This window comes from Flavobacterium sp., from assembly GCF_031381455.1.
Lineage (GTDB): Bacteria > Bacteroidota > Bacteroidia > Flavobacteriales > Flavobacteriaceae > Flavobacterium.
The window spans coordinates 103,287-116,251 of record NZ_JANMXZ010000041.1 but is presented as its reverse complement, the minus strand read 5'-3'; the positions used below and the strand labels follow the sequence as shown (position 1 = coordinate 116,251).

Annotated in this window: 15 protein-coding genes; 11 read left to right on the top strand and 4 right to left on the bottom strand. The window is 35.6% G+C overall.

Annotation, left to right across the window (positions count from 1 at the left end; genetic code table 11):
* Positions 1 to 6 precede the first annotated feature (6 nt).
* The 11 genes from RMN97_RS10315 to RMN97_RS10265 all read left to right on the top strand — a co-directional run bounded on the left by RMN97_RS10315 (position 7) and on the right by RMN97_RS10265 (position 10,867).
* Positions 7 to 537 carry an NAD(P)H-dependent oxidoreductase subunit E gene (locus tag RMN97_RS10315; protein WP_309614436.1) on the top strand — a complete coding sequence of 177 codons (531 nt, stop codon included), beginning with the start codon at positions 7 to 9 and terminating at the stop codon, positions 535 to 537.
* 4 nt (positions 538 to 541) lie between these two features.
* On the top strand, positions 542 to 1,909 hold the full coding sequence (gene nuoF, locus RMN97_RS10310) for an NADH-quinone oxidoreductase subunit NuoF (protein WP_309614435.1): 1,368 nt from the start codon (positions 542 to 544) through the stop codon (positions 1,907 to 1,909).
* A 5-nt stretch (positions 1,910 to 1,914) separates the two neighbouring features.
* A complete protein-coding gene (locus RMN97_RS10305) occupies positions 1,915 to 2,475 on the top strand; it encodes a hypothetical protein (protein ID WP_309614434.1) in 561 nt (186 codons plus the stop codon).
* Between the two features lie 26 nt (positions 2,476 to 2,501).
* A complete protein-coding gene (locus RMN97_RS10300; RefSeq protein WP_309614433.1) occupies positions 2,502 to 3,557 on the top strand; it encodes a 2Fe-2S iron-sulfur cluster-binding protein in 1,056 nt (351 codons plus the stop codon).
* A complete protein-coding gene (gene nuoH, locus RMN97_RS10295; protein WP_309614432.1) occupies positions 3,550 to 4,581 on the top strand; it encodes an NADH-quinone oxidoreductase subunit NuoH in 1,032 nt (343 codons plus the stop codon). The genes RMN97_RS10300 and nuoH overlap by 8 nt, the downstream gene beginning before the upstream one ends.
* 11 nt (positions 4,582 to 4,592) lie before the next feature.
* On the top strand, positions 4,593 to 5,162 hold the full coding sequence (locus RMN97_RS10290) for an NADH-quinone oxidoreductase subunit I (protein ID WP_309614431.1): 570 nt from the start codon (positions 4,593 to 4,595) through the stop codon (positions 5,160 to 5,162).
* Positions 5,162 to 5,674, top strand: coding sequence for an NADH-quinone oxidoreductase subunit J (locus tag RMN97_RS10285; RefSeq protein ID WP_309614430.1), 513 nt, complete (start codon positions 5,162 to 5,164; stop codon positions 5,672 to 5,674). The genes RMN97_RS10290 and RMN97_RS10285 overlap by 1 nt, the downstream gene beginning before the upstream one ends.
* 1 nt (position 5,675) lies before the next feature.
* Positions 5,676 to 5,996 carry an NADH-quinone oxidoreductase subunit NuoK gene (nuoK, locus tag RMN97_RS10280; RefSeq protein WP_136151242.1) on the top strand — a complete coding sequence of 107 codons (321 nt, stop codon included), beginning with the start codon at positions 5,676 to 5,678 and terminating at the stop codon, positions 5,994 to 5,996.
* A gap of 6 nt (positions 5,997 to 6,002) precedes the next feature.
* On the top strand, positions 6,003 to 7,880 hold the full coding sequence (nuoL, locus tag RMN97_RS10275; protein ID WP_309614429.1) for an NADH-quinone oxidoreductase subunit L: 1,878 nt from the start codon (positions 6,003 to 6,005) through the stop codon (positions 7,878 to 7,880).
* Between the two features lie 10 nt (positions 7,881 to 7,890).
* Positions 7,891 to 9,327, top strand: coding sequence for an NADH-quinone oxidoreductase subunit M (locus tag RMN97_RS10270; protein ID WP_309614428.1), 1,437 nt, complete (start codon positions 7,891 to 7,893; stop codon positions 9,325 to 9,327).
* A gap of 157 nt (positions 9,328 to 9,484) precedes the next feature.
* A complete protein-coding gene (locus tag RMN97_RS10265; RefSeq protein WP_309614427.1) occupies positions 9,485 to 10,867 on the top strand; it encodes an NADH-quinone oxidoreductase subunit N in 1,383 nt (460 codons plus the stop codon).
* A 137-nt stretch (positions 10,868 to 11,004) separates the two neighbouring features.
* On the opposite strand, the gene RMN97_RS10260 is transcribed toward RMN97_RS10265, so the two are convergent.
* The 4 genes from RMN97_RS10260 to RMN97_RS10245 form a co-directional block, all read right to left on the bottom strand.
* Positions 11,005 to 11,295, bottom strand: coding sequence for a YtxH domain-containing protein (locus tag RMN97_RS10260; protein ID WP_309614426.1), 291 nt, complete (start codon positions 11,293 to 11,295; stop codon positions 11,005 to 11,007).
* Positions 11,296 to 11,484: 189 nt separating this feature from the next.
* Positions 11,485 to 12,033 carry a ferritin-like domain-containing protein gene (locus RMN97_RS10255; protein ID WP_309614425.1) on the bottom strand — a complete coding sequence of 183 codons (549 nt, stop codon included), beginning with the start codon at positions 12,031 to 12,033 and terminating at the stop codon, positions 11,485 to 11,487.
* Between the two features lie 129 nt (positions 12,034 to 12,162).
* Positions 12,163 to 12,342: a hypothetical protein gene (locus tag RMN97_RS10250; RefSeq protein ID WP_309614424.1), complete on the bottom strand. Its 180-nt coding sequence runs from the start codon at positions 12,340 to 12,342 to the stop codon at positions 12,163 to 12,165.
* 212 nt (positions 12,343 to 12,554) lie between these two features.
* Positions 12,555 to 12,932: a hypothetical protein gene (locus RMN97_RS10245; protein WP_309614423.1), complete on the bottom strand. Its 378-nt coding sequence runs from the start codon at positions 12,930 to 12,932 to the stop codon at positions 12,555 to 12,557.
* Between the last annotated feature and the right edge of the window lie 33 nt (positions 12,933 to 12,965).

Sequence of the window (12,965 nt, the reverse complement as noted above, 5' to 3'; positions counted from 1 at the left end):
TTAGAAATGGAAAGATCACACATTAAACAAGAAATAAATATCACTGACGCTTTGATGAATCGCATCAATGAGCTAATCAGTCATTATCCTGCCGATAAAAGAAAATCAGCTTTATTGCCGGTTTTGCATGAAGTACAGGATGCTCATGACAATTGGTTAAGCATTGAACTGCAAAACAAAGTAGCCGAGATTTTAGAAATACAACCAATTGAAGTCTATGAAGTGGTTACGTTTTACACGATGTACAATCAAAGACCAATTGGAAAATACATGTTTGAATTCTGCCAAACTTCTGCCTGTTGTTTAAATGGTGTAGAAAATTTGATGGATTATACTTGCGCTAAATTAGGTGTTGGCGTTGGCGAACCAACAGCAGACGGACTTTTTGAAGTGCGTGGTGTGGAATGTCTTGGAGCTTGTGGCTATGCGCCAATGATGCAGTTGGGTGATTTCTTTCAGGAACATTTGACAGAAGCAAAAATCGATCAGTTAATTGCTGATTGCAAAGACGGAAAAATCACTTTACACGATAAATAATATCATGGGAAGAAAAATATTATTAGACAAAATAAACGTTCCGGGAATTAGAACCTACGAAGTGTACCGCAAAGAAGGCGGTTATGCTTCAGTAGAAAAAGCCCTGAAAAAAATGACTCCGGATGAAGTGGTCGAAGAAGTAAAAACTTCAGGACTTCGTGGTCGTGGTGGTGCTGGATTTCCATGTGGTATGAAATGGAGTTTTATCGACAAAAAATCAGGGAAACCACGTCATTTGGTTTGCAATGCCGACGAGTCGGAACCGGGAACTTTCAAGGACAGATATTTGATGGAATTTATTCCTCATTTATTGATTGAAGGAATGATTACCTCAAGTTATGCCTTGGGCGCCAACCTATCCTATATCTATATTCGTGGAGAATATATGTGGGTTTACAAAATTTTAGAAAATGCCATCGCCGAAGCTAAAGCTGCCGGTTGGTTGGGTAAAAATATATTGGGTTCAGGTTATGATTTGGATTTATACGTTCAAATTGGTGCCGGAGCTTACATCTGTGGAGAAGAAACTGCTCTGATAGAAAGTCTGGAAGGAAAACGTGGAAATCCAAGAATCAAACCGCCATTCCCAGCTGTCATGGGACTTTGGCAAAATCCAACCGTAGTAAATAATGTTGAAACAATTGCAGCTGTGCCTTGGATTGTAAATAATTCGGGTGCTGATTATGCCGGAATTGGAATCGGGCGTTCTACAGGAACAAAATTAATTTCGGCTTCGGGAAATATCAAAAACCAAGGCGTTTTTGAAATTGATTTGGGATTATCCGTATATGAATTCATGAATTCGGATGAATATTGTGGCGGAATGCAAACCGACAGGCCGTTAAAAGCATTGGTTCCGGGAGGAAGTTCAGTTCCGGTTTTACCAGCTCATTTAATATATAAAACGGCTGCAGGTGAAGACCGTTTGATGACATACGAAAGTTTGGCTGATGGTGGATTTACATCTGGTTCAATGTTAGGTTCAGGTGGTTTTATTGTGTATGATGATCGAGCTTGTATCGTTCGTAATACATGGAATTTCTCAAGATTTTACCACCACGAAAGTTGCGGTCAATGTACACCATGTCGTGAAGGAACTGGTTGGATGGAAAAAGTATTATGGAGAATCGAAAATGGACAAGGTCGCGAAGAAGACATCGAACTGTTATGGAGTATACAAGCCAAAATTGAAGGAAATACGATTTGTCCTTTAGGTGATGCTGCTGCATGGCCAGTCGCTGCTGCTATTCGTCATTTTAAAGATGAGTTTGAATACCATATCCGTTTCCCAGAAAAAATTAAAAATAGAGATCACTTTGTTGCTGAACCTTTTGAAAAAGTAAAGCATTTAGTAGCAAAGCAAGAAGTATAATAGTAATGAAAAAGTTTTTGATTCTTTTTTTGGTTAGCGTTTCAATATATTCACAAAAATATCATGGATATGTTGTTACTAATTCAAATGATACAATCAAATGCAAATTTAAAGTACAAACAAATTTGTTTAATGATGATATTTATTATCCGTCGTCAGGAACTATAATAACTTTAAACGATTCTGGTGAAAAAACAAAATATAAGCCAAATCAATTGAAGTCTTATTATCTCCAAGGACCAAATATTAAGAACTATAGATTTGTAAGTCTAAAAGAAGATAAAAATAAAGCTTTTTATGATGAAATACAAAAAGGCAGGATTTGCATGTATTATCATTATAAACCAAATTACGGTGGTGGAGATCCAATAAGGACAATTTATGTTCTTAAAGAAGGCATATTTGAAAAGATAAGTGGTTTAGCCACGAGAAAAAAGTTTGGAGAGTATATAGAGGATTACCCTGAACTATATCAAAGATGGATGAACTCAAACAAATCTTTTGATATCGAAAGTATGGATTATGTTGTTGAGTTGTATAACAAGCATTTTGAGTCTTTAAATTAAAAAAATCTAAGTCTAAAACATAGAGAATGAAAGTAACCATAGACGGTCAAGAAATTGAAGTAGCTCCAGGAACAACCATCCTACAAGCAGCTCGTATGATTGGTGGAGAATCTGTTCCGCCAGCCATGTGTTATTATTCTAAACTAAAAGGAACAGGCGGAAAATGCCGTTGTTGTTTAGTGGATGTAACCAAAGGAAGCGAAGCCGACCCAAGACCAATGCCAAAATTAATGGCATCATGTGTAACTGGTTGTCAGGACGGAATGGAAGTAGCCAGCAAATCTTCTGAACGCGTTCGCGATGCAAGAAATGCCGTAACCGAATTCCTTTTAATCAATCACCCTTTAGATTGTCCTGTTTGTGACCAAGCTGGCGAATGCGATTTGCAGAATTTAAGCTTCGAACACGGAAAATTACAACAGCGTTTTATTGAAGATAAAAGAACATTTGAACCTGAAAATATTGGGGACAAAATCCAATTGCACATGAACCGTTGTATTGTTTGTCAACGTTGTGTGGAAGTCGCAGACCAATTGACTGACGGAAGAGTACACGGTGTGTTGAATCGTGGTGATCATTCGCAAATTTCGACTTGTGTTTCTGCCGCCATTGACAATGAATTCTCCGGAAACATGATTGATGTTTGTCCGGTTGGTGCTTTGACCGATAAGACGTTCCGTTTTAAATCGAGAGTTTGGTTTAATAAGCCATTCAATGCACATAGAGAATGCACAACGCCAGGATGTTGTGGAAAAACTACGGTTTGGATGTTTGGAAACGAAATTCAAAGAGTAACAGCCCGTAAAGATGAATTCCATGAAGTGGAAGAATTTATTTGTAATACCTGTCGTTTCGATAAAAAAGATTTGACTGATTGGGTAATTGAAGGGCCAAGAAAATTCGAGAAAGATTCAGTTATCAACCAAAATAAATATTTCGGCAAAACTGATACAGTAGTTATAAACACCGAAAAAGGAATCCTTCAAGGTAGAGACATCGACCGCAAAAAAATCAGTATGTCTGAGATTGAATACAACGAAAAAATAGACGGTAACCCAGTAAATTCAAACAAAAATGGATAGTGCCTTTATTATAGAAAAAAGCGTTTTAATCGTAACTGTTTTTGCAATAACAATGGTCATGGCAATGTATTCTACTTGGGCAGAACGTAAAGTTGCGGCATTTTTGCAAGACAGAGTTGGTCCAAATCGTGCTGGTTGGGGCGGATTATTACAGCCACTTGCCGATGGAATGAAATTGTTTGCTAAAGAAGAATTCGAGCCTGATACTAAAAATAGATTCTTATTCTTTGTTGGGCCAGCAATTGCCATGAGTACGGCTTTGATGACTAGTGCCGTAATTCCGTGGGGTGATAAATTACATATTTTTGGACGCGATGTTATTTTACAGGCTACAGATATTGACGGTTCATTATTATACATTTTCGCCATCGTTTCTATTGGCGTATACGGAATTATGATTGGTGGTTGGGCATCTAACAATAAGTTCTCCTTAATGGGCGCGGTTCGTGCTGCTTCTCAAATGGTTTCTTATGAGGTGGCAATGGGATTATCTGTGATTGCTTTAATTATGATGACCGGAACCTTGAGCTTAAAAGAAATTTCGGTACAACAAGCCGGAATGAACTGGAATGTTTTCTATCAACCTGTTGGATTTTTAATCTTCTTAATTTGCGCTTTTGCAGAAACAAACAGAACGCCTTTCGACTTAGCAGAATGTGAATCGGAATTAATTGGAGGTTATCACACCGAATACTCATCCATGAAAATGGGATTCTATTTATTTGCCGAATACGCGAATATGTTTATCTCATCAACTATTATCGCAGTTCTTTATTTTGGAGGTTACAACTATCCTGGAATGCAATGGATGGTAGATAACGTAGGCGTAAACACCGCAAATATTTTAGGAATCGGAGTTTTATTTATTAAAATTTGCTTCTTCATTTTCTTCTACATGTGGGTTCGTTGGACGATACCGCGTTTTAGATACGATCAATTGATGAATTTAGGTTGGAAGATTTTGATTCCGCTTTCTATCATTAATATAGTAATAACAGGAATTTGCATTCTAGCTTTTAACTAAGAAAAGAAATTATGTCAGCATCAGTACAAAGTATATCGCTTTCCGGTAGAAAAAAACAAGTTTCCAATAAGGAAATGACTTTTTGGGAAAGACTATATCTAATAGCCATCGTCAAAGGATTGCTTATCACCATCAAACACTTTTTCAGAAAAAAAGCCACTATTCATTATCCGGAACAAACGCGTGAATTCAGCCCTGTTTATCGTGGACAACACATGTTGAAACGAGATGAACTTGGTAGAGAAAACTGCACCGCTTGTGGATTGTGTGCTTTGTCTTGTCCGGCTGAAGCTATCACAATGAAGGCTGAAGAGCGCCAACCCGGTGAAGAACATTTGTACCGAGAAGAAAAATACGCTTCGATTTATGAAATCAATATGTTGCGTTGTATTTTCTGCGGTTTATGTGAAGAAGCTTGCCCGAAAGATGCTATTTATTTGACTATTTCAAAAGAACTAGTTCCTTCTCAATACAATAGGGAAGATTTCATTTTTGGAAAAGATAAATTGGTAATGCCTTTAGAAATGGCAATGAAAAATAACAACCTCCTTGCAGAAGGCAAGCTCAAAAACGCTAACTAATGTCGTCTTTATTAATTACATTCTACTTTTTATCAGCCATTACCTTGGCTTCGGCGTTTTTAACGATTTATAGTAAAAACCCTATTCATAGTGCAATTTATCTGGTGATTTGCTTTTTCACAATTGCCGGTCATTATCTACTATTTAATTCTCAATTCTTAGCGATAGTTCACATTATTGTTTACTCCGGAGCCATTATGGTACTCTTCTTATTTACCATTATGTTGATGAATTTGAATAAAGAAGATGAAGTACACAAGCCACGAATCACAAGGCTTGGTGCAGTTACCGTTTGTATTTTGATGAGTGTGGTTTTGGTAACAATTTTTATCAATTCAAACCCAATTGTTGGTGATGAAGTAGCTACAACTGAAGATTATCAATCTATAAAAAAATTGGGAACCTTATTATTAAACGAATACATGGTTCCATTTGAATTTGCTTCTATCCTATTGTTAGTAGCCATGATTGGTGTGGTTCTATTGTCTAAAAAAGAAAAAACAGAAAAGTAAGATGAATAATGTTATAAATGAAATAGGTATAGAAAACTACATTTTCCTTGCGTCATTGCTATTTTGTATTGGAGTTTTTGGAGTGTTGTACAGAAGAAATGCAATTATCGTATTCATGTCGATTGAAATTATGCTGAATGCCGTAAACTTATTGTTTGTAGCTTTTTCAACTTTTCGTCAGGATGCCGAAGGACAAGTATTTGTGTTCTTCTCGATGGCGGTTGCCGCTGCCGAAGTTGCCGTTGGTTTGGCAATTTTAGTTTCTGTTTACAGAAATGTCGGCTCGATTGATATCGCTAATTTAAAGAACTTAAAAGGATAATCTAAAATGGACAAAACTTTAGCTTTAGTATTACTCTTATCACCATTCGCTGGATTTCTTTTCAATGTTTTCTTTGGGAAAAAAGTAAGCAAAAGAATTTCTGGTGCAGTCGGAACAATCACAGTCTTGGTTTCTTTCCTGATGAGCGTTTGCTTTTTTGCACAATTAAATCAAAACGGAAAACCATTTGAAATCTCTTTATTTGAATGGATTTCAGTTCATAATTTCAAATTAGATTTCGGACTTCTATTAGACCAATTGTCATTGCTCTGGTTGTTGTTCGTTACTGGAATTGGCTCATTGATTCATCTGTATTCAATCAGCTATATGCACGATGACGAGAATATGCACAAGTTTTTTGCGTACTTAAATCTATTCGTGTTCTTTATGATAACATTAGTAATCGGAAACAACTTATTGGTAATGTTTATCGGTTGGGAAGGCGTTGGATTGTGTTCGTATTTACTAATCGGATTTTGGTATAAAAATCAATCGTATAACGATGCCGCAAAGAAAGCATTTATCATGAACCGAATTGGAGATTTAGGATTTTTGATTGGGATTTTCATTTTAGGACTTTTGTTTTCAACATTGAATTTTGTTGAAATGAAACAAGCGCTACTTGCCGGAAATGAAAATACACTTATATTAAGTGTTGCTGCTTTATGTTTATTCATTGGTGCTTGTGGAAAATCAGCTCAATTACCTTTATACACATGGTTACCCGATGCAATGGCTGGTCCAACACCAGTTTCGGCGTTAATCCATGCGGCAACGATGGTAACTGCTGGTATATTTATGATTACCCGAATGAACTTCTTGTTTGACTTAACTCCGGATGTTCAAAATATAATTGCCATTGTTGGTGCAGCAACAGCATTGGTAGCTGCATCCATTGGTTTACTACAAAACGATATCAAAAAAGTATTAGCATACTCTACGGTTTCTCAATTGGGATTAATGTTTTTAGCATTAGGATTGGGAGCTTATAATGTAGCTGTATTCCACGTAATCACACATGCTTTCTTTAAAGCGTGTTTGTTCTTGGGTTCAGGTTCGGTAATTCATGGCTTACATGGCGAACAAGACATGCGAAAAATGGGTGGTTTACGCAAAGCGATGCCAATCACGTTTTGGACGATGATGATTTCTACTTTAGCGATTGCCGGAATATTTCCATTTGCGGGTTTTTGGTCAAAAGACGAAATCTTGATGGTCGCTTTCGAACATAACAAAGTCTTATGGGTTGTCGCTTCAATCGCTTCTATCATGACGGCTTTTTATATGTTTAGATTGATGTATTTAACCTTCTTCAAAGACTTCAGAGGTACTGAAGAACAAAAACATCATTTACACGAAAGTCCTAGTCTGATTACAATTCCGTTAATAATATTAGCTGTTTTGGCAGCTATTGGCGGAGCAATTAACTTACCTGGAAGTAATTGGTTAAACCATTTCTTAGAACCAATTTTAGCCACAAAACACGAAGAACACAATCTGGGAACTCACGAATATATGTTGATGGGAATTGCTTTGGCCGGAGCTGTTTTTGGAATCCTTTGGGCCTATTCAAAATACATAAAACAAGCTTTTGTTCCAAAAGAAGATGCTAAAATTGTTGGCTTTTCTAAAATAATATACAACAAATATTATGTTGATGAATTCTATACTTTTCTAATTGTAAGACCTTTGAACAGTTTGTCTAATTTCTTTAGAACGACATTGGAACCTGCTTTAGGAAAAGTGGTTTTCAGTTTTGGAACGGTTGCCAATGGCATTGGAATACAAGGTAAAAAATTACAAACCGGTAGTATCGGATTGTATTTATTCGCCTTTGTGATTGGTATTGGAGCCATCATAACTTATTTATTTATAGCAAAATAATTTTTACATAATGGATGTAACTACTATATTATTATTACTGTTGGTTGGTGCTTTAATCACCTATTTTTCCGGAGATAAATTGGCTTCCAAAGTGGCGCTGGTTTTTAGTTTGGGAGCACTGGCTGTTACTTTGTATTTATTAAACTCTTGTGTACAACTAAGTGATTTAAGTTTCTTTGCCAATTGGATTGATGCTCCAAAAGTAGCCTTAGCTTTCAAAGCAGACGGACTTTCTTTAGCGATGGTTTTATTGACAACTGCTTTAACTCCATTGATTATTTTTTCATCATTTGGAAATAACTTCAAAAACAGCAAAAATTTCTACGCACTAGTATTATTTATGGCGTTTGCCATGACCGGAACATTTTTAGCAGCCGATGGTTTATTATACTATATCTTCTGGGAATTAGCATTGATTCCGATTTACTTTATTGCTTTAATTTGGGGAAATGGTGATGCCGAAGAACGCAAAAAAGCAGTAGTGAAATTCTTTATTTACACTTTGGCAGGTTCGCTTTTCATGTTGATTGGTTTTGCTTATTTATATACAAAAGCAGATAGCTTCCTTTTAGAAGATTTATACAAATTAGACTTATCGGCTACAGAACAGTGTTATATTTTCTTTGCTTTCTTCTTAGCGTATGCTATCAAAATTCCGATTATTCCTTTCCACACATGGCAGGCAAAAGTGTACCAAAAAGCACCCACTGTTGGCACCATGCTTTTATCTGGTATCATGCTGAAAATGGGATTATACAGCGTTATTCGTTGGCAATTACCAATTGCTCCTTTGGCAGCAAAAACCTATATGCCGGTGCTTATCGGATTGAGTATTGCCGGAGTTATTTACGGTTCAATCGTAGCATTACGTCAAAAAGATTTGAAAAAATTATTGGCTTATTCGTCATTAGCACACGTTGGTTTAATCGCTGCAGGTTGTTATACTTTAACAATTGACGGATTAAGTGGCGCCGTTTCGCAAATGATTGCCCACGGATTTGTTATCGTTGGATTGTTCTTCGCTGCTGAAATTATTTTTAGAAGATACGAAACCGGAACTATCTCTGAAATGGGCGGAATCAGAGCACAAACACCAAGATTCACTTCGATGTTTATGATTTTGGTTTTGGCTTCAGTAGCTTTGCCAGGAACATTCAACTTTGTAGGAGAGTTTACCGTTTTATATAGTTTAATTCAAATCAATATTTGGTTTGTAATCTTAGGTGGAACGACCATTATTTTGGGTGGTTATTATATGCTTAAAATGTTCCAAAATACAATGTTGGGTGAAACCAATACCAAATTTTTTGCAGACGTTACCACCAATGAAGCGATAACATTAGTCGTTATCATAGGCTTTTTATTATTCTTCGGATTGTATCCAAAACCGATAGTGGATTTGGTAACGCCGAGTTTGAATGAAATTTTAGAGACCATAAACAGATAATTGAATTAAGGATTAAGGAATTGGGATTTAGGATTAATAAAATTAACGCCCAATTACTCTTCATCATTAAAAAAATATAAAACAACAAATAAAATAGAGATTTAGTTTTAAAGGATATCAAATCCTAATTCCTAAATCCCAAATCCTAAATAAAAAAATGAATACATTAATTGCCATATCAGGTTTAGGTGTTTTTTGCCTTATTGCTGAAATCTTCAATCTAAGAAGGCTGTTGGTTCCGGTTGCTATTCTTGGACTCTTAGCTATTCTTGGACTTACCATATCTGAGTTTAATACGCCGGAGTTGTACAACAATCCTATGTACAACAACATGATTGTAGTCAGCAAATTTTCGGTGGCATTTTCAAGTCTTTTTATTGTATTGACGATATTCCTAGTCGCTTTAAGTGGCGATTTTTATAAAGACCATCCAACCAAAATTTCAGATTTTATTGCTATCAAGATTTTCCTTTTAGCAGGTGCTGTTGCCATGATTTCTTTTGGAAACTTATCCATGTTCTTCTTAGGAATTGAAGTGCTTTCTATATCCTTATATATTTTGGCAGGAAGCAAACGATTGGATGTAAAAAGTAATGAAGCCGGAATGAAATATTTCCTAATGGGTTCGTTTGCTTCCGGAATTATTTTATTTGGAATTTGCTTGATTTATGGCGCTATGGTTAGTTTTGATGTTGAGTATATAAAAAGCATGTCCCGTTCAGCCGAATTGCCAGTTTGGTATACCATAGGAGTAATATTGTTGCTTATTGGTATGCTTTTCAAAATTGCCGCTGCACCATTCCATTTTTGGGCACCCGATGTTTACGAAGGATCGCCTTCAATCACAACAGCAACTATGAGTACGTTAGCTAAAGTTGTTGCTATGGCTACATTATTCAAATTATTGGATGTTCTTAACGCTGATATTGACTATAAATTTCAAATCGTTTTGGCAGTCGTTTCTGTCCTTTCTATGACTGTCGGAAACATCATGGCATTGCGTCAGAACAATGTAAAACGTATGTTGGCATTTTCGGGAATTTCTCATGCCGGTTTTATGCTTATGGCTTTACTTAGTATGGCAACCGCCGCTTCTACATTACTGTATTATACTGCGGCTTATGCTTTAGCCGGAATTGCTTCCTTTGCCGTAATTATTTATGTGACCAAAGACAAAGACAATGAAGATATTATTAACTTCAATGGTTTAGGAAAAACGAATCCGTTATTGGCTGCTATTTTAACAGCATCACTATTATCCATGGCGGGAATTCCGATTTTCTCTGGGTTCTTTGCCAAATTTATACTAATTACCCAAACTATAAAAGCAGGTTATGTGGTGGTTGTGATTGCGGCAGTTATCAACTCTATAATAAGTGTGGGTTATTACTTCAAACTGATTTTAGCAATGTATACTAAGGAAGCTTCTGAAGATAAAAAGGCTGTCCCTTTTGTATATTATGCTGTAGCAGTTGTTGCTATTTTACTAAATATCATAATAGGAATTTATCCATCATTAGTGACTAATTTATTAAATTAAAGAGTCATTTAATAGACACACTACAATATCATATAAATAAAAAAGCACACTATTTAGTGTGCTTTTTTGTAACTGTTCGTAAGAGTTGTGGGTGCTCGTTCGAACAAGTGTTGAATTGTCAGTTATACAAAGCTCAATTATGATTTATAGCTAGAGATTGCATTACTGGTATCTTTTTTTACTTCATCATATTTAGCTTTTCCATTTTCGGCTAGTTCTTGTGCATCATATTTGGCGTTTTGAAACTTTTCTGAAATAGAATCTGCAAATTCTTTATACTTTGATTTAAAATCATCCGCATAATCATTTCCTTTATCCATGATTTGTTGACGTGTTACTGAACCCTTTTCTGGAGCAAATAAGATTCCCAAAACTGCTCCTACGGCAAGTCCTGCCACTGTTCCTAATACTACTTTACTTGTACTCATAATCGTTTTTATTTTATTGTTATTATTTTATTATTTTATTATTTAATTGTATTTCTTATTCTGCAAAGTTGAACATAGTATCCCTCAATCTGTTATAATATTTTTTGATAAACTTATGGGATTCACATATTTGAGTCATCATCTTAAAAGAACGCGAATGGTGCTGGACCAATTTTGAGTTATGAAGTTTTAAACCGCTTCTGAAGCAGCTTCAACATTCACAGTATCTATAGCCACACTAGATAATTTTTCATCAGCCGCTTTTTCTTCTTGAAGCGTTGCTGCTAATAGCACAACTGCATCTGTTAAATTTAGCGTTTCACTAAACTGCCGCAGCGTTCCATAGGTTGCCATTTCATAGTGCTCTACTTTTTGTGCGGCCGAAATTATTCCGGCATCTCGCATTGGGCCTTCTTCGCATGATTTCATGATTTCACCAGCTTCGGCTATCAAACCTTGCATGGCTTTGCATGGCTTTGTTTCGGGTTTTTGCCCCAAGAGTTCAAAGACTTGTTTCAGTCTTTCTACATGCTCATGTGTCTCTTCGAGATGGAGAGTTAAAGCATTAATTAATTCTAAAGAGGATGCGTTTTCAATCATTTCGGGAATGGCTTTAGTCAACGCTTTTTCTGCCCAATAAATATCCTTTAATTCATCTACAAACAATTTCATTAATTGTGATGAATTCATCGGAGTATGAGTTTTTTTCTCTTTTGTGGTGTTTGAAGTTTCTTTCATTTCGTCTTTTATTTAATTATTACTGATTTATTTAAGAAAAGAAAACTAACCCTTTTGTGAAACTTTGGTTTTCTGTTTTTACTCACTTGCATACTTTGAATCTGAATTTTGGTCACCGACTCACTTAACTTATTGCTTGGAGGTTGCTATTTTCTTTTTATCTCCTGATTTTTCTTTTGCAGAGGCACTTTTTTTGGTGTTCTCACTAGAAGAATTAACCGTTTTGGTGTTGTTTGAATCTGAGTTTGTTCCTCCTTTTAACTTGCTATCACTTTTTGTATTAGCAACCCTTTTTTGATCTTTTTCCATTTTTGTTTATATTTATTTACAACTTAATTGTTATAATGCAAAATTGAAAAATAGTAGAAATTAAATAGTTGTGAAATTATATTTTAAAATTGCAACATTCACATATTGAGCCTCTCACACAAAGCAAACTGCTTTTGGTAGCTGGCATTTTTATTCAAAAAAAAATCGCAAACTGTTGTTTACGATTTTTAAGAAGTTAGATAGAACTATTTTTAATTAAAATGTTTCATCATAAAAAGGGCTAGATTTTCATCGCTCATTTTATTAGAAGTGCTTTCTGTTGAAATTGCATTTTTGTATTGTGGCGTTTCAGCTAAAAACTTCATAAACTGCTCCTGAATTTGCCCCGTTCCGGTTATATGAATTTCATCAATGTTTGGCATTTGACTAGCAATTTCCTTGAAAAATTTATGAGTCAAAGCAATCTCCTGATTGTTTGATGCACTCTCATTAGAATTTTTATCTGGCCCTGCATTTTTTACATGCCCTAGAATTATAAATTCTTTGTTTTCGAAATCTTCTTTTCCTACGATTGTTGCGTTGTGTGAGTCCATCCAAACTCCGAACAACTTTTTGTTTTTATCTGACATATTTTTACTTTTTTTAAAGGTAATCCTTTGGCG

What these genes read in the sequence shown, in the direction of transcription:
- RMN97_RS10315 (WP_309614436.1), top strand. Translation starts at nt 7, where the DNA reads ATGGAAAGATCACACATTAAACAAGAAATAAATATCACTGACGCTTTG.
- nuoF (WP_309614435.1), top strand. Translation starts at nt 542, where the DNA reads ATGGGAAGAAAAATATTATTAGACAAAATAAACGTTCCGGGAATTAGA.
- RMN97_RS10305 (WP_309614434.1), top strand. Translation starts at nt 1,915, where the DNA reads ATGAAAAAGTTTTTGATTCTTTTTTTGGTTAGCGTTTCAATATATTCA.
- RMN97_RS10300 (WP_309614433.1), top strand. Translation starts at nt 2,502, where the DNA reads ATGAAAGTAACCATAGACGGTCAAGAAATTGAAGTAGCTCCAGGAACA.
- nuoH (WP_309614432.1), top strand. Translation starts at nt 3,550, where the DNA reads ATGGATAGTGCCTTTATTATAGAAAAAAGCGTTTTAATCGTAACTGTT.
- RMN97_RS10290 (WP_309614431.1), top strand. Translation starts at nt 4,593, where the DNA reads ATGTCAGCATCAGTACAAAGTATATCGCTTTCCGGTAGAAAAAAACAA.
- RMN97_RS10285 (WP_309614430.1), top strand. Translation starts at nt 5,162, where the DNA reads ATGTCGTCTTTATTAATTACATTCTACTTTTTATCAGCCATTACCTTG.
- nuoK (WP_136151242.1), top strand. Translation starts at nt 5,676, where the DNA reads ATGAATAATGTTATAAATGAAATAGGTATAGAAAACTACATTTTCCTT.
- nuoL (WP_309614429.1), top strand. Translation starts at nt 6,003, where the DNA reads ATGGACAAAACTTTAGCTTTAGTATTACTCTTATCACCATTCGCTGGA.
- RMN97_RS10270 (WP_309614428.1), top strand. Translation starts at nt 7,891, where the DNA reads ATGGATGTAACTACTATATTATTATTACTGTTGGTTGGTGCTTTAATC.
- RMN97_RS10265 (WP_309614427.1), top strand. Translation starts at nt 9,485, where the DNA reads ATGAATACATTAATTGCCATATCAGGTTTAGGTGTTTTTTGCCTTATT.
- RMN97_RS10260 (WP_309614426.1), bottom strand. Translation starts at nt 11,295, where the DNA reads ATGAGTACAAGTAAAGTAGTATTAGGAACAGTGGCAGGACTTGCCGTA.
- RMN97_RS10255 (WP_309614425.1), bottom strand. Translation starts at nt 12,033, where the DNA reads ATGAAAGAAACTTCAAACACCACAAAAGAGAAAAAAACTCATACTCCG.
- RMN97_RS10250 (WP_309614424.1), bottom strand. Translation starts at nt 12,342, where the DNA reads ATGGAAAAAGATCAAAAAAGGGTTGCTAATACAAAAAGTGATAGCAAG.
- RMN97_RS10245 (WP_309614423.1), bottom strand. Translation starts at nt 12,932, where the DNA reads ATGTCAGATAAAAACAAAAAGTTGTTCGGAGTTTGGATGGACTCACAC.